This is a genomic window from Pigmentiphaga litoralis, from assembly GCF_013408655.1.
Lineage (GTDB): Bacteria > Pseudomonadota > Gammaproteobacteria > Burkholderiales > Burkholderiaceae_B > Pigmentiphaga > Pigmentiphaga litoralis_A.
Genome location: NZ_JACCBP010000001.1, coordinates 483,028 through 504,523 on the forward strand (window position 1 = coordinate 483,028; position 21,496 = coordinate 504,523).

18 protein-coding genes are annotated in these 21,496 nt (G+C 65.4%); 13 read left to right on the forward strand and 5 right to left on the reverse strand.

Annotated features, from left to right (window positions below):
* Positions 1-217: 217 nt before the first annotated feature.
* Positions 218-2,590 (reverse strand): Tex family protein, encoded by a 2,373-nt coding sequence (locus tag HD883_RS02015; RefSeq protein ID WP_179588066.1) that lies wholly within the window; start codon positions 2,588-2,590, stop codon positions 218-220.
* A gap of 236 nt (positions 2,591-2,826) precedes the next feature.
* Between HD883_RS02015 and HD883_RS02020 the strand changes: the two genes are divergently transcribed.
* The 3 genes from HD883_RS02020 to HD883_RS02030 are packed head-to-tail and all read left to right on the forward strand — an operon-like array spanning position 2,827 to position 5,998.
* Entirely contained in the window at positions 2,827-3,663 is an 837-nt protein-coding gene (locus HD883_RS02020) for a hypothetical protein (protein ID WP_179588065.1), read from the forward strand.
* A complete protein-coding gene (locus HD883_RS02025) occupies positions 3,660-3,863 on the forward strand; it encodes a YdcH family protein (RefSeq protein ID WP_179588064.1) in 204 nt (67 codons plus the stop codon). Before HD883_RS02020 ends, HD883_RS02025 begins: the two co-directional genes overlap by 4 nt.
* Complete coding sequence (locus tag HD883_RS02030; protein ID WP_179588063.1) at positions 3,860-5,998, forward strand: ATP-dependent DNA helicase; 2,139 nt, start codon at positions 3,860-3,862, stop codon at positions 5,996-5,998. Before HD883_RS02025 ends, HD883_RS02030 begins: the two co-directional genes overlap by 4 nt.
* A 94-nt stretch (positions 5,999-6,092) precedes the next feature.
* On the opposite strand, the gene HD883_RS02035 is transcribed toward HD883_RS02030, so the two are convergent.
* On the reverse strand, positions 6,093-6,896 hold the full coding sequence (locus HD883_RS02035; protein ID WP_373563414.1) for an outer membrane protein assembly factor BamD: 804 nt from the start codon (positions 6,894-6,896) through the stop codon (positions 6,093-6,095).
* Positions 6,897-7,036: 140 nt separating this feature from the next.
* Here HD883_RS02035 and HD883_RS02040 point away from each other — a divergent pair, with 140 nt between their 5' ends.
* Both HD883_RS02040 and pgeF read left to right on the forward strand, forming a co-directional pair.
* The gene (locus tag HD883_RS02040) at positions 7,037-8,083 is read left to right on the forward strand and encodes an RluA family pseudouridine synthase (protein WP_179588062.1); all 1,047 of its coding nucleotides are present in this window, start codon (positions 7,037-7,039) and stop codon (positions 8,081-8,083) included.
* 221 nt (positions 8,084-8,304) lie between these two features.
* Positions 8,305-9,222, forward strand: coding sequence for a peptidoglycan editing factor PgeF (pgeF, locus tag HD883_RS02045; RefSeq protein ID WP_179588061.1), 918 nt, complete (start codon positions 8,305-8,307; stop codon positions 9,220-9,222).
* A gap of 86 nt (positions 9,223-9,308) precedes the next feature.
* On the opposite strand, the gene HD883_RS02050 is transcribed toward pgeF, so the two are convergent.
* Positions 9,309-9,569 (reverse strand): hypothetical protein, encoded by a 261-nt coding sequence (locus HD883_RS02050; protein ID WP_179588060.1) that lies wholly within the window; start codon positions 9,567-9,569, stop codon positions 9,309-9,311.
* Positions 9,570-9,766: 197 nt separating this feature from the next.
* Here HD883_RS02050 and phaC point away from each other — a divergent pair, with 197 nt between their 5' ends.
* The 5 genes from phaC (at position 9,767) to rimO (ending at position 16,054) form a co-directional block, all read left to right on the forward strand.
* Positions 9,767-11,512 (forward strand): class I poly(R)-hydroxyalkanoic acid synthase, encoded by a 1,746-nt coding sequence (gene phaC / locus HD883_RS02055; protein ID WP_179588059.1) that lies wholly within the window; start codon positions 9,767-9,769, stop codon positions 11,510-11,512.
* Between the two features lie 63 nt (positions 11,513-11,575).
* The gene (gene phbB / locus HD883_RS02060) at positions 11,576-12,313 is read left to right on the forward strand and encodes an acetoacetyl-CoA reductase (RefSeq protein ID WP_179588058.1); all 738 of its coding nucleotides are present in this window, start codon (positions 11,576-11,578) and stop codon (positions 12,311-12,313) included.
* A 111-nt stretch (positions 12,314-12,424) separates the two neighbouring features.
* A complete protein-coding gene (gene phaR, locus HD883_RS02065; protein WP_179588057.1) occupies positions 12,425-12,997 on the forward strand; it encodes a polyhydroxyalkanoate synthesis repressor PhaR in 573 nt (190 codons plus the stop codon).
* A 325-nt stretch (positions 12,998-13,322) separates the two neighbouring features.
* The gene (locus HD883_RS02070) at positions 13,323-14,309 is read left to right on the forward strand and encodes a tRNA dihydrouridine synthase (RefSeq protein ID WP_179588056.1); all 987 of its coding nucleotides are present in this window, start codon (positions 13,323-13,325) and stop codon (positions 14,307-14,309) included.
* Between the two features lie 410 nt (positions 14,310-14,719).
* Positions 14,720-16,054, forward strand: a complete 1,335-nt coding sequence (gene rimO, locus HD883_RS02075; RefSeq protein WP_373563415.1) for a 30S ribosomal protein S12 methylthiotransferase RimO — start codon at positions 14,720-14,722, stop codon at positions 16,052-16,054.
* Between the two features lie 12 nt (positions 16,055-16,066).
* Here the strand turns inward: rimO and HD883_RS02080 are convergent, their stop codons facing one another.
* Positions 16,067-17,059: a LysR family transcriptional regulator gene (locus HD883_RS02080; RefSeq protein ID WP_179588054.1), complete on the reverse strand. Its 993-nt coding sequence runs from the start codon at positions 17,057-17,059 to the stop codon at positions 16,067-16,069.
* Between the two features lie 111 nt (positions 17,060-17,170).
* Here HD883_RS02080 and HD883_RS27515 point away from each other — a divergent pair, with 111 nt between their 5' ends.
* The 3 genes from HD883_RS27515 (at position 17,171) to HD883_RS02095 (ending at position 20,357) form a co-directional block, all read left to right on the forward strand.
* Positions 17,171-18,298 carry an SMP-30/gluconolactonase/LRE family protein gene (locus tag HD883_RS27515; RefSeq protein WP_257021953.1) on the forward strand — a complete coding sequence of 376 codons (1,128 nt, stop codon included), beginning with the start codon at positions 17,171-17,173 and terminating at the stop codon, positions 18,296-18,298.
* 262 nt (positions 18,299-18,560) lie between these two features.
* Positions 18,561-19,529, forward strand: coding sequence for a tripartite tricarboxylate transporter substrate binding protein (locus HD883_RS02090; protein WP_179588053.1), 969 nt, complete (start codon positions 18,561-18,563; stop codon positions 19,527-19,529).
* Between the two features lie 3 nt (positions 19,530-19,532).
* Positions 19,533-20,357 (forward strand): DUF4286 family protein, encoded by an 825-nt coding sequence (locus tag HD883_RS02095; protein WP_179588052.1) that lies wholly within the window; start codon positions 19,533-19,535, stop codon positions 20,355-20,357.
* A 144-nt stretch (positions 20,358-20,501) separates the two neighbouring features.
* Here the strand turns inward: HD883_RS02095 and serB are convergent, their stop codons facing one another.
* Positions 20,502-21,368, reverse strand: coding sequence for a phosphoserine phosphatase SerB (gene serB, locus HD883_RS02100; RefSeq protein WP_179588051.1), 867 nt, complete (start codon positions 21,366-21,368; stop codon positions 20,502-20,504).
* Positions 21,369-21,496 lie beyond the last annotated feature (128 nt).

Consider the following 21,496-nt stretch of genomic DNA (forward strand, 5'->3'; position numbering starts at 1 on the left):
GTCCTTGCCTGGGGGGCCAAGGCGGCGTCACGTCAGAATACAGGCCGCCACCCCGCGGCGTGAATGCGCTGCGGAGCAATTCCGATATGCGAAACGGGACATGTCAGGCGAAAAAAATGGCGGCACCGGAGTGCCGCCATGGATACAGGCTGGAGTCAGCGTGCAGGTGTACGCCCCGAAGGGCGTGCCGCCTTTACCGCCGCCTTTACCGCCGCGCTTACCGCTTCAGCTTGGCGAACGCCGCCGCCATTGCGCCACCTGCCGGCGCAGGCGCCGAGCCGCCGCCCGCATTGCGATCACGCCCGCGGCCGCCGCCCCCACCCGAGCGGCCCGCGCCCGCATCGTCGCCACTGCGGCGCGCCACGGGGGCATCGTCGTTCAGGCGCATGGTCAGCGCCACGCGCTGGCGCTGCAGGTCGACTTCCTGGACCTTGACGGTCACCGTCTGGCCCACACGAACTACGTCGCGCGGATCCTTCACGAACTTTTCGGCCAGGGCCGAAATGTGCACCAGACCATCCTGGTGGACCCCGATGTCCACGAAGGCGCCAAAGTTCGCCACGTTGGTCACGACGCCTTCCAGCACCATGCCCACCGTCAGATCCTTCAGGGTTTCGACGCCGTCCATGAACGTGGCGGTCTTGAATTCCGGACGCGGATCGCGGCCGGGCTTTTCCAGTTCGCTGAAAATGTCCTTGACGGTCGGCAGGCCGAAGCGGTCATCGGTGAACTGGGTGGGGGACACGCCCTTCAGCGCTTCCTTGTTGCCGATCACCGTCCGGATATCGCCCTGGATGCGCGCCAGGATGCGTTCGACGACCGGGTAGGCCTCGGGGTGCACCGACGAGCAATCGAGGGGATTGTCGCCGTTCGCCACGCGCAGGAAGCCGGCGGCCTGCTCGAAGGCTTTTTCGCCAAAACGCGGCACGTCCTTGAGCTTGGCGCGCGAGCGGAAGGCGCCGTTCGCGTCGCGCCAGGTGACGATGTTCTTGGCCAGCGTCGCGTTCAGGCCGGACACGCGGGCCAGCAGCGGCGCCGACGCCGTGTTGACGTCCACACCGACCGCGTTCACGCAATCTTCGACAATGCTGTCGAGCATCTTGGCCAGTTCGCGCTGATTCAAGTCGTGCTGGTATTGGCCGACACCGATCGATTTCGGGTCGATCTTGACGAGTTCGGCCAGTGGATCCTGCAGTCGGCGGGCGATCGACACCGCACCGCGCAGGCTTACGTCCAGGTCCGGGAATTCGTTGGCGGCCAATTCCGACGCCGAATACACCGACGCGCCAGCTTCCGACACCACGATCTTGGTCAGCTTGAATTCCGGATAGCGCTTCATCAGGTCGGCCGCCAGCTTTTCGGTTTCGCGCGATGCCGTGCCGTTGCCGATGGCGATGAGTTCGATCTGGTGCTTGCGCACGATGCGCGCCAGCGTTTCCAGCGAACCTTCCCAGTCGCGGCGGGGTTCATGCGGGTACACGGTGGACGTGTCCAGCAGCTTGCCGGTCCGGTCGATCGCCGCCACCTTGACGCCGGTGCGGATGCCCGGATCCAGGCCCAGCACCGATTTCGGGCCGGCGGGCGCAGCCAGCAGCAGGTCTTTCAGGTTCATGGCGAAGACGCGGATCGCCTCGGCTTCAGCTTCGTCACGCAGACGCGAGAACAATTCCGTCTCGAAGCCCGGCAACAGCTTGACGCGCCACGTCCAGCGGCAGACCTCGCCCAGCCACTTGTCGCGCGGGCTGGCGTCCAGGCCGAACAGGCCCTTCAGCTTCAGCACGGCGGCGATGCGGGCGACGCACGGATGGGGAACTTGCGTGTCCAATTCGGGGTCCAGACCCAGGCGCAGTTCCAGCACGCCTTGCTGGCGGCCGCGCATCAGCGCCAGCACGCGGTGCGAGGGCAGGGTGCGCAGCGGCTCATTGAAATCGAACCAGTCGCGGAAGTTCGCGCCTTCGGTTTCCTTGCCGTCCGCCACCTTGGAGTACACCAGGCCGGTGTTCCACAAGAAGGTCCGCAGGTTTTCGAGCAGGTCGGCGTCTTCGGCAAACCGTTCTGTCAGGATGTCGCGCGCGCCGTCCAGCGCGGCCTTGACGTCGGCAACTTCGGCAGTCACGTAGCCGGCTGCCAGCGCGGCCGGGTCAGCCGACGCATCGGCCAGCAAGGCGTCTGCCAGCGGCTCCAGGCCGGCTTCGCGGGCGATTTGCGCCCGGGTGCGGCGTTTGGGCTTGTACGGCGCGTACAGGTCTTCCAGGCGTTGCTTGGTGTCGGCGGTGGAAATCGCCTGCTGCAGCTCGGGGGTCAGCTTGCCCTGGGAATCGATGGACGACAGGATGGCCGCGCGGCGGGTTTCCATGTCGCGCAGGTATTCCAGGCGGACCTCCAGGTTGCGCAGGACGGTATCGTCCAGGCCGCCGGTGACCTCTTTGCGGTACCGGGCGATGAAGGGAACGGTCGCGCCGCTATCCATCAGTTCGATCGCCGCGCTGATTTGTGTGGCGCGCGCGCCAAGTTCTTCCGTCAGCTGGGCGATAATGCGGGATTGGGCTTGCGCATCGAGCACGCCGCCTCGGTCGGTGACCATCGACATCGAGTCTGTCCTACCTTGCAACAATGAAGCCGCGGATTTTGCCACAACCTATCCCTATGCCCCGAATCTCCTCCCGTTCTGCCTTTGCGCCATGTGACATTTCTGTCCAGGTTCATGCGTCATTTGCCTCCGGCGCGCACCGCCCGCGCCCGGGCAGGCAGGGCGGCTGGGCCGCTGCCCTGCTGGCTGCGGCCGTGATCGTGGGACTGCCGGGCTGCGCCGCGGTGGACTCGGTCATGGCGCCGCCCCCGGTGGAGCCCAAGGTGGCCGCGCCTGCGCCCACCTATGCCTCGGCCGAAGCGGCCCAGGCCATTGCCGATGCCGCCCGGGCCGAACGGGCTGCGGCTGTCGATGCCTACACGGCGCGGGTCCGCGAGTGCATGCACACCTTTTTTGCCACGAGCTGTGCCGACAAGGCGCGCGAGCAGCGCAACACGATTACCGAGCGCGCCGACGTGACCCGCCAGCAGGCCGAGCTGTTCGTGCGCCAGGAAAAGGCACGCGTCCACCGCGAAGGGCTGGCGGCGGAAAATGCGCGCCGCGATGCGCGCGACGCCGAAGCCACGGCGGCCCGCCAGGCGGAAGCCGCCCGGGCGGCCCAGCCGCCGGCGCGACCGGCTGGCCCAGGAACGGGCTCGGGTGCAGCGGGCAGGGGACAGGCGGGCAGGGGGCAGGCGGGTGCTGCGACGCCGTCCGCGGGCACGTCGGCACCGTCCGCGTCGCCAGCCGCATCGTCGTCAGCCGCATCGTCGCCAGCGGCGTCGGCGCCTGCCTCCGAGGCACCTGCCGCAACCGCGCCATCGCGTGCCGCCCCTGCCGCCCCCTCCACCGGCGCCACCAGCCGCGGCACGGCGCCGGGCGCGTCGCTCAGCGCCGCCGAACAGGCTGAAAACCGCGCTGCGTTCGAAAAAAAGCAGGCCGAGGCCAAGGCCTATGCCGACAAACGGGCCGAGGAACGCAAAGAGAACGAGGACAAACGTGAGCGCCGCCGCGCCGCACGGGAAGCCGATGCGGCAAAATTCAATGCACCTGCCGCGACCCCGGCAACCCCTCCCACCCAGGGCAAGCAATGAATCTCGACGCTCAAGCCGTCGCCAGCCGCATCATCGAGCTGCAGACGGAACACCGTGACCTCGACGCGGCCATCGACCGGCTTGCGGCCGATTTGTCGATCGACGAGATCCTGTTGCGCCGCCTGAAAAAACGCAAACTGCACATCAAGGACCACATCGTGGCCCTGCAGATGCAACTCGTACCGGATATACCAGCTTGACTGAAACCCATGACGTCAGCGCGCTGTTCGCTGCCGACGGTCCGCTCGCCAAGAAGCTGAAGGGCTACCGGCCCCGCACGCAACAGACCGAGCTGGCCAACACCATCGCCCAGACCATCGCCGACCAGGGAACCCTGGTGGCCGAAGCGGGCACCGGCACGGGCAAGACGTTTGCCTACCTGGTGCCGGTGCTCGTGCACGGCGGCAAGGTGCTGATCTCGACCGGCACCAAGACCCTGCAGGACCAGTTGTTTGCCCGCGACCTGCCGGCGGTGCGCACCGCGCTGGCCTTGCCGGTCACGGCGGCGCTGCTCAAGGGCCGCTCCAACTATCTGTGCCATTACCACCTGGAACGCACGGTGCACGATGGCCGGCTGGCGTCGCGTTTTGAAGTGGCGCAGCTGCGCAAGATCGAAGTCTTCGCCAAGCAGACGCGGTCGGGTGACAAGGCCGAACTGGCCGACGTGCCGGAAAATGCCGAGGTCTGGAACAAGGTCACGTCCACCCGCGACAACTGCCTGGGGTCCGAGTGCCCGTCCTATCGCGAATGCTTCGTGATGCAGGCCCGCAAGGCCGCCGCCGAAGCGGATGTCGTGGTGGTCAACCATGCCCTGTTCCTGGCCGATCTGGCCCTGAAAGACGAGGGCATCACCGACCTGCTGCCCGCGGCCGATACCGTGGTGTTCGACGAAGCGCACCAATTGCCGGCGGCGGCCACCCGTTTCCTGGGCGAGTCGGTGTCGTCGCACCAATTGCTGGACTTTGCGCGCGACGCCACCGTGGCAGGCCTGTCGCATGCCCGCGAAAGCGCCGACTGGCCCATGATGGCGTCCGCCGTCGAACAGGCCACCCGGGAACTGCGCCTGTCGTGCGCCGCCATCGAAAAGATGCCGGGCCAGCGCAGCACCTTTGACGCGCTGCCTTCCATCGACGCGTTCAATGCCGCGCTGAAGGAAGTGATCGACGCCGTGCACAAGCTCGGCCAGTGCCTGATGGCCGTGGGCGTGCGCCACCCCGACCTGGATATGGCGGGCAAACGCGGTCCGGAACTGATTGCCTTGCTGGGCCGGTGGCGGGAAGGCCAGGTGCCTGCTGCGCCCGTGGATGACCGGCAGGTCAAGCTGTCTGACGGCCCGGCGTCGGCCTGGGAAGAGCCCGCCGTGGATGAGGCCGCCAAGGCCGCCGAAGCGCGCAAGGGCGACGGCTGGGTCCGTTGGATCGAAACGAACAACAATCACATTCGCCTGCACACCGCGCCGCTGTCGGTGGCGGAAGCCTTTTCGCAATATCGCCCGGGTGGCCAGGCCTGGATCCTGACCTCGGCAACGCTGTCGGTGCATGGCGATTTTTCGCACTTCATCCGCCAGCTGGGGCTGCGCAATGTCACCACTGGCTTGTGGGAATCGCCCTTCGATTACGCGAGCCAGGGCCGGCTGTTCGTGCCGCACGGCATTCCCGCGCCGCAGGACCCCAAGTACACCGAAGGTTTTGTCGAGGCCCTGATTCCGGTGCTGGCGGCCAGCAAAGGCTCGGCGCTGGTGCTGTGCACCACACTGCGCGCGGTCGACAAGGTGGCCGAGATGCTGGACAAGGAATTTCGCGCGCGCGGCTGGGATTGGCCGCTGTTCAAGCAGGGCGACCGGTCACGGCGCGAACTGCTGGACCGTTTCCGCGTGAGCAAGCATGCGGTGTTGGTAGGGAGCGCCAGCTTCTGGGAAGGGATCGACGTGCCGGGCGATGCGCTGACCCTGGTCGCCATCGACAAGCTGCCGTTTGCGCCGCCCGACGACCCGGTGCTCGACGCCCGCATCAAGGCCTGCAAGGAACGCGGCGGCAACGCCTTCTTTGAATATCAGCTGCCCGAAGCAGCGATTGCCCTCAAGCAGGGCGCTGGCCGGCTGATCCGCACCGAGTCCGACTGGGGCGTGCTGATGGTGGGCGACCGCCGTCTGGTCGAAAAGCCGTACGGCAAGCGCCTGTGGCGCGGGCTGCCGCCGTTCACCCGCACCCGCAGCCTGGACGACGTGGTCGCGTTCTTTGATGAGCGGGCGCTGGCCAAGGGGGCGGTAGCGGGCGCCGTGAAGAATGCCGCCGATGCGGCCGACGCGGCGGAAGACGCCGCGGCGGTGGGCTGACGGAAAAAGGCCGACGAAAAAAAACCGCATCAATCGATGCGGTTTTTTTTGGTGCCCGGGTGGGAGCCCGGCAGCGGGCTCCGGACTTCCGGAATTACCAGATCTTCCACCACGGGCCGCGGTTTTCCACGAAGCCGTTGCGAACGAACTGGCTGTTCGGGTAATTCGCGGCCAGCACGCGCGCCGAATCGTCGCGCAGGTCGGTCAGGCCCATCTTTTCGTATGACATGACCATGATGTACAGCGCTTCTTCAACCGCCGGGGCGCCCTGGAAGTCACGTACTGCCGTCTGTGCGCGGTTGATGGCCGCCACGTACGCGCCGCGCTGGTAGTACAGGCGAGCCACGTGCACTTCGTTCAGCGCGATCGAGTTGATCAGGTAGTTCAGGCGCAATTGGGCGTCGGGCGCATAGCTGCTGTTCGGGAACCGGGTCAGCAGATCCTTGAAGGCGTCGAACGATTCACGGGCGCCTTTCGGGTCACGCTCGCTCGGGTCCTGTTTGGTCAGGCTCGAGAGCAGGGCGCTTTCCTGATAGAAGTTGATCAGGCCCTTCAGGTACAGCATGTAGTCCAGGCTGGGGTGATTCGGGTGCAGGCGCTGGAAACGGTCGATGGCGGCCAGGGCCTGCGCATTGTTGCCGTCTTTCCAGTACACGTACGCGATGTCGACCTGGGCCTGCTGCGCATACACACCGAAGGGGTAGCGCGACTCGAGCTTTTCGAGCAGCTTGCTGGCCTGCGTCCAGTTGCCGACGCTGATCTCTTCCTTGGCCTCCTTGTACAATCTTTCCGCCGTCCAGCCGACGGTCGGGTCGATTTCCTTGCCCAGACCGGAACACCCGGCGATCGTCATGATCATCAGGACGCACGCCAGCATGCTCCCCAGACGCGAGGCCAGCTGCTTCCAGCTGGGGGCGTAGCGGTTCACGCCGACGGACATGCCGGCGTCTGCCGCGATTGTGTTCAACTGCATGGAGGTGTTCCTCACCGATTGACTATTCCTGATTATATTCGGCCTGGCATGCAGGCCGCGCGCAGATGCCACATTCTTTGTCACAACCCGACAGCGACACGCCCGAGCCCGACCTGCGGACCGACGTGCTATCCGACCCCCAGACCGAAGTCCAGGAAGCGGAACCGCGGCAGCTCGACGTGCCGGCCTCGATTAGAGCCGGCCGTCTCGACAAGGTTCTTGCCCAGCTGATTCCCGAACATTCGCGCAGTCGCCTGCAGGGCTGGATCGAACGCGGCGGCGTGCTGGTCAACGGCAAGGCCGCGACCGTACGGCAGCTGGTCGGCCCCGGAGATGAACTGACGGTCTGGGAAGAGGCGGCGCCCGAAACGCGTGCGTTCAGCCCCGAACCCATCGACTTTCCCGTCATTGCCGAAAGCCCGGACTGGATCGTAGTCGATAAACCGGTGGGCCTGGTGGTGCACCCCGGCGCCGGCAACTGGCAGGGCACGCTGCTCAACGGTTTGCTGCACCGCTATCCCGAGCTGGCGCTGGTGCCGCGTGCGGGCATCGTACACCGGCTGGACAAGGATACGTCCGGGCTGATGGTGGTGGCCCGCACCGACACGGCGCAGACAGCGCTGGTGCGGCAGCTGCAGGCGCGGACAGTGGGCCGGCGGTACGTCGCGCTGGCGGTCGGCGCGGCGCCGGCGGGAGGCACGGTCGACAAACCCATCGGCCGCGACGTGCGGGTGCCGGTGCGCATGAGCGTCGACCGCCCCATCGCCCCCAAACCTGCCATTACCCATTACCAGGCGACCCGGCAAGGACTGCTGGGCGAAAAGACGGTGGTTTCGCAACTGGTGTGCAAGCTCGAAACCGGCCGCACCCACCAGATCCGCGTGCATATGGCGAGCCTGGGGCTGCCCCTACTGGCCGATGCCTTGTACGGCGGCAAGGTGGTGGCGCCCGCCACGCGCCAGATGCTGCACGCCCGCGAATTGCAGTTCGACGACCCGGTCAGCGGCAAGCTGGTGCAATTCAGTTCGCCGATTGCCAGCGACATGCAGGCGGTGATGGATGCGATTGACTGGGACCCGGTGCCGACGCGGCCGGAATTGCCGCGACTGTAGTCGCTTCAGCAGTCGCCGGCAGGTGAGGTCGGCGGTGGATCATCCTGCAAGCAGGTCAGCGGTGCATCACGCTCATTGCAATGCAGCATATCGCGGTGTCGGCAGCGTGCTTGAAGTCATCGATAGCCTTGCGAACTCGACTTTGCGCACCGAGACCTTGCGCACCGAAACTTGCGAACCGAAACCTCGCGGACACGAATCGCGCGAACAGGAACCCAACTATGTCAGGCACTTCTTTCCTACCCGATGCGCAAGCGGGCAGCGCAGCGCGATCGTCGTCAACGCCCGTGACGCTTCCTGGCCCGACGTGGCCGGGTGTCAGCAGCTTCGTGACGACCCGGCAGGGCGGGGTCAGCGATGCACCGTTCACGTCATGGAATCTGGGTGATCACGTGGGCGACGATCCGGCGCGGGTGGCCGAAAACAGGCAGCTTTTGGCGGCGTTGTTGCCCGGCGCGCCGCTGTGGCTGCAGCAGGTGCACGGCACCGACGTGGTGGATGCCGACGCAGGTGCAGGTGCAGGTGTACGCGCAACCGCAACCGCAACCGCAACCTCGACAGCAACCTCGACAGCAACCGCAGATGCGGACGCTCGTACAGACGCCGCCGCCGATGCCTCGGACTCTTCGATTCAACCCGTGCCCTGCGGCGATGCGGCCATCACCCGCACGCCCGGAAAGGTGCTGGCGATCATGACCGCCGATTGCCTGCCCGTCGTGCTCGCGGCCTGTGATGGCAGTGTCCTTGGGATGGCCCATGCGGGCTGGCGCGGCCTGGCGGCGGGCGTGCTGGAAAGCACGGTGAAGGCGATGCGCAGTCAGCACAACGAAGCGCCCCTGCGCGCCTGGATCGGACCCGCCATCGGGCCCACCGCATTCGAAGTGGGTGAGGACGTCCGCACCGCTTTCCTGGCCGATGACCCGGACGCGGCCACCTGCTTCCGGCCCGGTGTCGCAGTGCACAAATGGCTGGCCGATTTGCCCGGATTGGCCCGCCGCAAACTGCATCGGGCCGGCGTTCAGGATGTCACCTTGAGCGGCCATTGCACCGTCACGGATGCCGAGCATTTCTTTTCATACCGCCGCGATGGTCAGACCGGCCGCTTTGCGACGCTGGCCTGGCTGAACGGGTCGAACTAACCGCTGCACGTCACGCACCGGGGGCGCCAATGCGCTAGCGCATCGCGCTACCCCATCGCGCTGCCCCATCGCGCTACCCCATCACGCTACCCAGGCGGCGGCGCCTCCGGCGCCTGACCTTCCTTGTCCGCCACCTTGGCGGCCAGCAAGGCTTCGCGTTCGGCGGCCTCGCGCGCCTTGCGGCGACGCCCGCGCTCGGGCGCAAGCATCACGTACACGATGATCGTCACGGGCAGCAGCCCGTAGAAAAAGAAGGTGGCAATCCCGGCCATGACGGTGGGTTGCGTAATGGCCATCATCAGCGTGACATACATCCAGCCGATGGCGACCAGGCCAGCAAAATACATGAAGGTAGACCTCGAAGCACGGACCGCTAATCTACGCGAGTTTCGGGCAGGCGCAGGGACTGGGTACATACCCTCATCTCGTTGAGGATGAGGAGGCAACTCCCATTTGACACGCTCCGGTACGCTATGCACTATGCAGTCGTAGACGCAATCGATACAACAAGGTGTACGTTTTGAGCCAGCCCCCGATAGATGTCATGAATCCCCTGGCTTGGCTTCAAGCCTGGCAGCAAGCCCTGACCCCGCAGGCCTCTGCCCCGCAGTCGTCCACCGCCCAGGCGTCCCCTCCGCAAGCCGCCGGTCTGGCAGGCATCCCCGGCTTTGCTCCGCCCGCCGGCGTTGCCGTTGCGCCGGAAAAAATGCTCGAGATCCAGAACCAGTTCTCGCAGCAGTGGGCCGCGTTGTGTGGTGAAGCCACGCGCGGCGCGCTGGCCCCGGTATCCGACTCCCGCTTTGCCGGTCAGGCCTGGGCCAACAGTCCGGCGCACGCCTTCATGGCGCATGCCTACCTGCTGTCCGCACGTACCCTGCTGCAGATGGCCGACAACGTCGAAGTGCCCGACACCGCGCGTGAGCAGATCCGCTTTGCGATGATGCAGTGGATCGACGCGATGGCGCCGTCGAACTTCCTTGCCCTGAATCCGGATGCGCAACAGAAGTTCATTTCATCGGGTGGCGAAAGCCTGCAGCAGGGCATCGTCAATCTGCTGAATGACCTGCAGAAAGGACGCATCTCAAACACCGACGAAACCTCGTTCGAGATCGGCAAGTCGATCGCCACGACCGAAGGCGCCGTGGTGTTTGAAAACGCCTTGTTCCAGCTGATCCAGTACACGCCGATCACGGCCCGCGTTCACACGCGTCCGCTGGTGATCGTGCCGCCGTGCATCAACAAGTTCTACATTCTTGATCTGCAGGCCAATAACTCGTTCGTACGGTATGCGCTGGAGCAGGGCATCAGCGTCTACCTGGTGTCGTGGCGCAATCCGCTGACCACCGATACCGATGGCATCCAGCAGGCCACGTGGGACGACTACATTGCCCATGGTGTGATCCAGGCGCTGACGGTCGCGCAGGAAGTGTCGGGACAGGACCAGGTCAACACGCTGGGCTTCTGTGTCGGCGGCACCTTGCTGGCGACGGCGCTGGCCGTGCTGGAAGCCCGCGGCGAATCGCCCGCGGCATCCATGACGCTGCTGACCACGCTGCTCGACTTCCACGACACCGGCGTGCTCAAGGTCTTTGTGAACGAGGCGCAGGCCAAGCTGCGGGAAGCGCAGTTTGCGCAGGGCGGGCTGCTGGCCGCGCGCGAACTCGGCAATACGTTTGCGTTCCTGCGCCCCAACGATCTGGTGTGGAACAACGTCGTCAACAACTACCTGAAGGGCGAAGCGCCATCGGCGTTCGACCTGCTGTTCTGGAATGCCGACGGCACCAATCTGCCCGGCCCGTTCTATGCCTGGTACCTGCGCAACACCTATCTTGAAAACAACCTGAAGATCCCGGGCAAAACCACCGTGTGCGGGCTGCCGCTCGACCTGACCACGCTGTCGGTGCCGACCTATCTGTACGGTTCGCGCGACGATCACATCGTGCCCTGGACCTCGGCGTTCGCATCGACCCAGCTGCTGAAGGGGCCGACGCGCTTCGTGCTCGGCGCGTCGGGCCACATTGCCGGCGTGATCAATTCGCCGGTCAAGAATCGGCGCAATTATTGGGTCAACGACGTCGTCGCCAACGGCGCGGCGCCGGCCGCGGGCGCGGATCCGCAAGTGTGGATCGACACCGCGCGGTCGGTGGCCGGCAGCTGGTGGCCCGACTGGGCGACCTGGCTCAAATCGCATTCCGGCGCGGAGGTGAAGGCCAAAACCGCGTTGGGCAACAAGCAGCATCCGGTGATCGAAGCCGCGCCAGGCCGCTATGTGCTGGCCCGCGCAATGTAAGTGGATGACGCATACCTAAAAGCGCAGGGGGATGACCCCCTTGCCAATCGAGAGGAGCACCGTATGGAAAACAGAGTGGCATATGTCACTGGCGGCATGGGCGGAATCGGTACGGTGATCTGCCAGCGCCTCGCCAAGTCGGGCTTCACTGTGGTGGCCGGTTGCGGCCCCAGCCGGAACTTCCAGCAGTGGATCGACGAACAGGCCGCGCTCGGCTACACCTTCCACGCATCGGTCGGCAACGTCGCGGACTGGGATTCGACGCGCGAAGCCTTCGCGAAGGTCAAGCAGGAAGTCGGCCCCGTCGACGTGCTGGTCAACAACGCGGGCATCACGCGTGACGGGCTGTTCCGCAAGATGTCGCTGGACGACTGGCGCGCGGTCATGGACACCAACCTGAACAGCCTGTTCAACGTGACCAAGCAGGTCATCGAAGACATGGTCGAGCGCAAGTTCGGACGCATCATCAACATCAGTTCGGTCAATGGCCAGAAGGGACAGTTCGGGCAGACCAACTACTCGACGGCCAAGGCGGGCATCCACGGTTTCACCATGGCGCTGGCGCAGGAAGTGGCGTCCAAGGGCGTGACGGTCAACACCGTGTCGCCGGGCTATATCGGCACCGACATGGTCCGGGCAATCCGCCCCGAAGTGCTGGAAAAGATCGTCGAGACGATTCCGGTCAAGCGACTTGGGACGGCTGACGAGATCGGTTCGATCATCACCTGGCTCGCGTCCGAAGACGCCGGTTTCGCCACCGGTGCGGACTTCTCGCTGAATGGCGGCCTGCACATGGGGTAAGCCCCAAGGTATGCACCACCGGTGAGCATCGGTGGTGCACTACACTCCGGGTTGACGGTGCGGCGCAGCACGCCGTACCGGCCTTCATAACAGCACGAGCGTGGGGACAAGATGGCGAACCAGCAAGCAGGAACTGGCAAGGCGTTGCGGATGATCAAGAAGTACCCGAACCGCCGACTGTACGACACGCAGACCAGTACCTACATCACGCTGGCCGATGTGAAGCAGCTGGTGCTCGAAAACGCCGAATTCCAGGTGATCGACGCCAAGTCGAACGACGACCTGACCCGCAGCATCTTGCTGCAGATCATTCTTGAAGAAGAGACGGCCGGCGCGCCGATGTTTACGGCGACCATGCTGTCGCAGATCATTCGCTTCTACGGTCATGCCATGCAGGGCATCATGGGCTCGTACCTGGAACAGAATATCCAGGCCTTCATGGAAATCCAGAACAAGGTCGGCGAGCAGTCCAAGGGTCTGTACGGCAATCAGTTCGGCCCCGAAGCCTGGGCGCAGTTCATGAACGTCCAGACGCCAATGATCAAGAGCATGATGAGCAACTACATCGACCAGAGCAAGAATCTGTTCGTGCAGATGCAGGATCAGATGCAGAACCAGACCAAGTCGATGTTCACCGCGTTTCCGTTCACGGTACCGCCGGTGGACGGCAAGGACCGGAAGTAATCAGTCGGTCGTAGGTGGCTACGCGCGGCAGCCGTACGTGGGCTGACGGCGGGCCACGCTGCAAAACCGGTAAACTCGCGGCCTGATCCTTTCCGGCCGCCGTCACGACGCTGCGGCACATCATGTCGCGCGTGTCTGCATTGCCCCCTTTTGACGTTTCCCGGCCGCTGCGGCGGCCTGGCCGCCGTGCGGCATTGGCGCGGGGCGGGCGGTGCGCGCCAATGCCGCACGGCGTTACGTCCCACGTCACGCCCGACGTCACGTCCCACGTCACGTCCCCTATCACTTCCCCTATCACGCCCCGCCTCCCTGGCAAGGCCTGCCCATGAGCCGGCTCGTGCTTGCGCCCATGGAAGGGCTGGCCGATTACGTCATGCGCGACATGCTGACGCGGCAGGGCGGGCTGGACGGGTGCGTGTCCGAATTCGTGCGGGTGGTCGGGTCCTTGCTGCCGCTGCGTGTGTATGAAAGGGACACCCCGGAAGTGCTGCACGGCGCGTTCACCCCCAGCGGCACGCCCATGGTGATCCAGCTGCTGGGCAGCGATCCGGAATGGATGGGCATCAACGCGGCGCAGGCCGCGCGGGTGTCACCGCACGGGATCGACCTGAATTTCGGCTGCCCGGCCAAGGTGGTCAACCGGCACGGCGGCGGCGCCATGCTGCTGGCGCATCCTGAACAGTTGCACGCCATCGTGTCGAGCGTTCGCGCCGCCGTCCCGGCAAGCATTCGCGTCACCGCCAAGATGCGGCTGGGCGTGACCGACAAGGCGCTGGCGCTGGATTGCGCGCGGGCCCTGGCGGAAGGCGGCGCGGCGTCGCTGGTTGTCCATGCGCGCACGCGTGATGAAGGCTACCGGCCGCCTGCGCACTGGGAATGGATTGCACGCATCGACGACGCCGTGGATGTGCCGGTCACCGCCAACGGCGATGTGTGGACCGTGGAAGACTGGGCGCGTTGCCGTGCTGTCAGTGGCTGCGACGACGTGATGATCGGGCGGGGGGCGGTAGCCGACCCGTTCCTGGCCCTGCGCATTCGCGGGCAGGCCGACCCGATGCCGCAGGCATCGGAATGGCCGATCGTGCTGGGGCAGTTGCTCGAGTACCTGAACAAGCTGCAGACGCGCGTGGCATCGCGCCATGAACATGGGCGGGTCAAGATGTGGCTGACGCACCTGAAGCGGACGTGGCCCCAGGCCGGCGAACTGCATGAATCGCTGCGGCGGGTGCATGACGCGCAAGAAATCCGCAGCCGGATCGAACAGGCTGGGGCCGTGTTCGGCGCGGAAGCGTTCGAGGCTGCGCTGCAGTAAATTGGCGCAGGTTGAGGTCGGCAATGTCGCAGGGCGGCTTGGCCCTATGGTGGCGTTGCGGGGAGGTGGCGCTGCATCAGAGCGGCATGGATCGAGGCCGTTTGCGCCAGAGCCTTCCCGACATGGCGCCCGAGGTTTCGCCGGGTCAGGTGGGGCGACCGCGCCACATCCAGCCCGGCAAAATGCGCCAACCCGGTAAGTACCTGTAAAATGCCGGGTTCCCCTCTTATCGGCCGCCAGGACAAACCCTGTCGGCACGCCAGATGTCCCTCGTACTGCAAGAAAACCTCGCTTCGCTGCCTGATGCTTCCAAGACGGCGGCCGGGCTGCCTGCTTCCGGTCTGCCTTCGTCCTTGCTGCCGACCGACGGCCTGCCGGCATCGGCGCTGCCGGGCGGCGTGTCGCCCAAGATCGGCTTTGTCAGCCTGGGCTGTCCCAAGGCCGGGTCCGACGCCGAAAGCATCTTGACCCAGCTGCGGTCGGAAGGCTACGACACGTCCAAGACCTACGAAGACGCCGACCTAGTCATCGTCAACACCTGTGGATTCATCGATGACGCCGTCCGCGAAAGCCTGGACGCCATCGGCGAGGCCCTGCAGGCCAACGGCAAGGTGATCGTGACGGGTTGCCTGGGCGCCAAGGAAGAGGGGGGCGAGAACGTGGTGCGCAAGGTGCATCCCAAGGTGCTGGCCGTGACCGGCCCGCATGCCACGCACGAAGTCATGTCGGCCGTGCATCTGCACCTGCCGCGTCCCCACGATCCGTTCGCAGATCTGGTGCCACCGCAAGGCGTGCGCCTGACGCCCAAGCACTACGCCTACCTGAAGATTTCCGAAGGTTGCAATCACCGTTGCAGCTTCTGCATCATCCCGTCGATGCGCGGCGACCTGGTGTCGCGGCCGATCAACGAGGTGATGAAGGAAGCCGAAAACCTGGTCAAGGCCGGCGTCAAAGAAATCCTCGTCATCTCGCAAGACACCAGCGCCTACGGCGTGGACGTCAAGTACCGCACGGGCTTCGTCAACGGCAAGCCCGTACGTACGCGCATGACCGAGCTGACGCGTGAATTGTCGCAGCTGGGCGTGTGGGTCCGCCTGCATTACGTCTACCCGTACCCCAGCGTGGACGAAGTGCTGCCCTTCATGAACGAGACGCACGCCAATGGCGGGCGGATCCTGCCGTACCTGGATATCCCGTTCCAGCATTCCAGCCAGCGCATCCTGAAGCTGATGAAGCGCCCGGCCTCGTCGGAACGCAATCTGGATCGGATTCGTGCATGGCGTGATATCTGTCCGGACCTGACGATCCGCAGCACCTTCATCGCCGGCTTCCCGGGTGAAACCGACGCCGAGTTCGAAGAGATGCTGGACTTCCTGCGGGAAGCGCAGCTGGACCGTGTGGGCTGTTTTGCCTATTCGCCGGTCGATGGCGCCACCGCCAACGACCTGCCGGATCCGGTGCCGGACGACGTGCGCGCCGAGCGCCAGGGTCGTTTCATGCAGGTGCAGGAAGAGATTTCGCGCAAGCGCCTGGCCCGCCGTGTGGGCAAGACGATCAAGTGCATCGTTGACGAAGTCAACCAGGACGGCGGCGTGGCCCGGTCCATGGCCGACGCGCCTGGGATCGACGGCAACGTGTTCATTGCGACGCCCGACAAGCCCTGGAAGCGGTTCAAGGCTGGCGAGATCGTGTCGGTCAAGATCGCCGGGTCCGACGCGCACGATCTGTGGGGCGACGTCGCCTGAGGCCTGGGTGCCCTAGCGCGGGCTTCCAGAGGGAGTTGGCGCCAACATAGGGCCGTCCGGCCCGACTGCGTTCAACCCCGGCCCGTCGGTCCCATCCGGCCAGGTCCCATCGGCGGTCAGGCGCTGCGCGGTTTCCTGAATCAGCCGGCGCAGTTCGGCCACCGCCGGGTGCGTGGCACCTCTTGCGGTGGCCTGCTGCAAGGTGACCGGCGTCCGCAGGTCCACCAGCAGCCGCGCGGCGACCAGTCCGGCGCGCCATTCTTCCACGAACGACGACACCAGCATCACCGACGCCCCAGCGCCGCCGGCGATCAGTTGCGCGGTGCGTGGGATCGAATCCAGTTCATGTTTGATCCGCAGCCGCAGGCCTTGCTGCGCGGCTTCGCGCGTCAGTGCCTGACGCACGCCGTGACGGGCGGTCGGCAAGATAAGGTCGATCCCGTCCAACGCCGCGATCGGCACGGTGGCCGGCCAGTCACGCGCGGCGTCCGGATGGCCGACCAGGTACAGCGGCTCGTTGCGCAAGTGCTGCGTTTCAAAGCTGCCCGACGCGTCGCCCGCCACCATCAGCAGTGCTATGTCGAGCTTGTCCTGCATCAGCATGGCTTCGAGTTCGGCCGTCAGCGCTTCGACGATCTGCAGCGTCAGGCCGGGAAGGGCAGCTTCGACGGCCTTGAGCAGCGGCACCGTCAGCATGCGGCTGATGCTGCTCGGGATACCGATCCGCACCACTCCGCCTTCGGCCTGTCCGTGAACTTTCACGTCCCGTTCCGCTGCGGCAATCCGGTCCAGAATGTCGCGTGCATGGACGAGCAGGCGGGTGCCTGCCGCCGTCGGCCGCACACCTTGTGCGTCCCGTACGAACAGCTGCACGCCCAGCGAGGCTTCCAGTTTCTGGATCTGCGTGCTGAGCGCGCTCTGCACGATATGCAGCTTGGCCGCGGCTTGGGAAAAGCTGCCGGTTTCCAGGATGACGACGAAGTAGCGAAGGCGGCGAAGGTCCATGATTCCGCCATGATACGGGCCATCTCGATACCAGATGGCTGCAATCTGCATAAACCGTTATCCCGGCAGCCGGTCAGGCGTTCATGATGGCCTTTTGCCTTCGGAGCCGCCATGTACGCTGCGCCGCCAGACCTGCCCACCGAACGATTCGCCGTGCTGCCTGCCGCGTGGCATCGCATGGACTACCCGTCCCCCTGGGTCGAGGCCCGTGGTGCGGGCCCCCTGCATTCCTTTCTTGAAGGCCCGGCGTTTGACCGCAACGGCACGCTGTATTGCACCGACCTGGCCCATGGACGTGTGTTCAGCGTGACCCGAGCCGGCGACTTTGCAGTCGCGGCCGATTACGACGGCGAGCCCAACGGCCTGGCGCTACACCGCGATGGCCGGGTGTTTGTTGCGGACCGGCGCCATGGCATCGTGTGTCTGGACGGCCAGGGCGGCTTCAACGGCGTCGTGGGCGCCACGCCCCAATCGGTCGCGCTGCAGGGCGTCAACGACCTGACGTTCGCGCCGGATGGGGACCTGTGGTTCACGGATCAGGGCGGCAGCGACTTACGACGGCCGACGGGCAGGGTCTATCGGCTGAGGGCGGGCACGGGCGTGCTGGAGTGTGTGATCGACGGACTTGCCGGCCCGAACGGCATCGCGTTCAGTCCCGATGGGCGGCTGGTGTATATCGCCATCACGCGGGACAACGCAATCTACAGCCTTGGGATAGGTGCCAGTGTCGGGAGCCGAGCCGATGCGGCAAGTGCAGCCAGCGGATACAGCGCAGACGGTGGAGTCAGAGGAGAAGGTGGAACCAGCCGAGACCGTGGGGCCAGAGGGGACGGTGGAGCCAGCGGAGACGGTGGAATCAGCGGAGACGGTGGAGCCAGCGTAGCCAACGGCGCGGGCGGCGCGATCGGGAAACTGAGCCGCTTCATCCAGTTGTCCGGCAGCCCGACCGGCCCCGATGGGCTGGCCGTGGACGTGGAAGGCAATCTGGCCGTGGTTCACGCCGGCGCGGGCACCGTCTGGCTGTTCAGTGCCAACGGCGAACCGATGTTGCGAGTGCGGTCGTGCGCGGGGCGGCGCACGACCAACGTCGCCTACGGCGGGCCGGATAACCGAACGTTGTTCATCACCGAGGCGGAAGAAGGCGTGGTGCTGCAGGCGCGCATGCCGTTCGCCGGGTTGCCGCTGTATTCGCAGCAGGGCGAACCCCCGTTGCAAGATCGCGCCACAGGCGCAGAATAGTTGTCATAGTCAACTAATTGCCGTGACGGCAAGGATGCCTGGTCAGACATCCGGGATGTGGCGCGCGACGGCGCCTGGGGCTTCGCCAGGTTGGCACCGGCGTCAATAACATCCGCCAGAGAAAGGGCAACAACACCAACAACACCAACAACACCAACAACACCAACAAGATCATCAACAACATCACCAGCACCAACAACACCAACAACAACATCACCAACATCACCAACAAGAACACCAACAACACGATGCAGGAGACAGCATGAAACTTTCCATCCTGGCGGCGGGGCTGCTGGCGCTTGCCACCGCCTTGCCCGCCGCGGCGCAGGATTACCCGGCGCGGCCGATCCGGTTGATCGCACCGTTCGCGGCGGGCAGCACGGTGGATATCCTGGCGCGCGCGCTGGCGATCCCGTTGTCGCAGCAACTCAAGCAGACCGTGGTCGTGGAAAACCGGGGCGGCGCGGGCGGCAACATCGGTGTCGATCTGGTCGCCAAGGCGCCGAAAGACGGCTACACCATCGGCATCGGCACGACCGGACCCATGACGGTCAACCCGGCCCTGTATGGCGACAAGATGCCCTTCGATACGCAAAAGGATCTGGCCATGATCGGGCTGATTGCCAGCAGCCCAAACGTGCTGCTGGTCGACCCCGCGATCCCAGTCAAGACGCTGCCCGAACTGGTGGCCTACGCCAAGGCGCATCCGGGGCAATTGAACTTTGCGTCGTCGGGCATCGGAAGTACGAACCACCTTGCCGGGGAGCTGTTCCGTTCCTTGGCCAAGGTGAACATCGTGCACGTGCCGTACAAGGGCAATCAGGATGCCGTGACCGACATGCTGGCGCACCGGGTGCAGATGCTGTTCAGTGGTGTGCCACCCGTGCTGGGGTTCATCAAGGCAGGGCAATTGCGGCCAATCGCAATCGCGGGCCCGTCGCCGTCCGCCGCGCTGCCGGGTGTGCCGACGGTAGCGCAGGCGGGCTTGCCGGGCGCCGAGGTGGTTGCCTGGTACGGACTGATCGCGCCCGCAGGCACGCCGCCTGCGATCGTGGACCGGTTGAACCGCGAGTTGACGATCGCGCTGGACAAGCCCGACGTGCGCGCGCAGCTGGCCGCAGCGGGCGCGGATCCGTCGCCCGGTTTGCCGGCGGCGTTCGACAAGCTGGTCGCCAGCGAACTCGTGCTGTGGAAGCGCGTGATTGCTGACGCCAATATCAAGATGGAGTGAACGATGACGAACATGACGACGACGCACGGCAGCGTCCCTGCAGCACCGACCGGCGAAACGAACGCAACAGCGACGGCCGCAGGAACTGTCGCACGGCCCGCAGCAGCACCGACCGCGGCAGCACTGACCGCAGCAAGCGCCGCATCAGGGTCCGCGACCCGCACCGCCGGCGCGGTTCCCTCCGGCATGATCGCCGTCTGGCTGCACGTGGCCCCGGAACGCGAAGAAGAATTCAATGCCTGGTACGAACGCGAGCACATTCCGCAAATCGTCGACCTGGATGGCTTCGTCAGCGGCACGCGCTACTTCAGCGACGAGGCCTTTCCCAAGTTCCTGGCCTTGTACGAAACCGTCGATGAGTCAGTCGAAGCCAGCCCTGGCTTCCAGCACGTGACGACGCATCCCAGCCCGTGGTCGGGCCGGATCTGGAGCTTCTTTGGAAAAGACCGCATCCGGCTGAATCTGCGGCAACTGGCGCTGGCGCCTGCCGGCACCCGCCATGCGGATCCGGCGCATCACACCGGATCGTCCGTGGTGGTGCGCCACACGCGGCGGCCACTCGGTCTGACGTTGGATCAGGCGCAGCAGGAAGCGACCGCGACGCGCGAGATGACCGGCTGCCGACGCTACCGCATCTATCAGGAAACGCACGACGAAGCGCGTTATGTCGAGATCCTGGAGTTCACGTCGGCCACGCCTTCCAATGAGGACGCGCTGGCCGAGTGGTTGAGCCGGCCTGAACGCCAGACCCTGGACGCCCAGGTGCAGGACGTGCAGCAGAACGTGTATCACGCCATCGGCACGCCGTACGTGCGCACGGACAGGTAATGCGGGTGGCAGGCACGTGGCTGCTCACATAGCTGAGCCGCCGCGTGCCCGCAGGGCAGATCGGTCCGAAAGCAAAACGCACCTTGCCCGCATGGCGCAAGAACACGTCCGACCCGATGCAGATACCGAAAGTGCGTGCTCCGCTCAGCGGCCTGCGGTGTCTTCGAACCAGTTCAAGGCGCTGTCCAGCCCGCACACATTGATCGACCGCGTGGCCTGATCGCGCACCACCGGCTTGGCATGGTAGGCCACGCTCAGGCCCGCTACGCCCATCATCGTCAGGTCATTGGCGCCATCGCCCATCGCGATCGCCTGCGAGGGCAGGGCGCCATGCAGCTTGGCAAACGCGACCAGATGATCGGCCTTGGCCTGGGCATCCAGAATGTCGCCGTCCACGTCACCGGTCAGGCGTCCCTGCGCGTCGACTGACAACGTATTGGCGTAGGCGGCATCCAGGTTCAGCCGCTCTTTCAACCGGCCCGTGAACCAGGTAAACCCGCCGGATACCAGCAGCGTCTTGACCCCCATGTCGCGCGCGGTCGAGACCAGCCGTTCGGCGCCGGGGTTCAGCTTCAATCGTTCGATATACACCTGCTGCAAGGCGTCCAGTGGCAGGCCGCGCAGCAGCGCAACGCGCCGGCGCAGGCTGTCCTTGAAGTCAGTGATCTCGCCGCGCATGGCGGCTTCGGTAATGGCGGACACCTGCGCTTTCAGCCCGGCCATGTCCGCGATTTCGTCGATGCATTCGATCGAGATCAGCGTCGAGTCCATGTCCATCGCCAGCACTTTCCAGTCCTTCAGGCGCGCGCCCGGCTCGACAAACGCCCAGTCAATGCCTGCCTCGGTGCAGTAGGTCTTGACCGCGGCACGCGTCTCGGCGTCGTCGCGCACGTCCGTCATGCGCAGCGCATGCGGCGCGAGGTCGATGTCGCGCCTGGCCTGCACCAGCGTCTGGAGGTGGGAAAGATCGGCATCGGCAAGCACCGGCGCCTGGACAACGAGATGGGTCATGATCGAAGGTAAATACGTAGAGAGGTAAGAATAAGGAGCGCGCGGCCGCAGCCCGCAGGGACGCAGACCGCCCGGATCCACGCCGGCCCAAGGTCCGCCACGCGGGAAGGCGCGCCGGGTTCACTTAC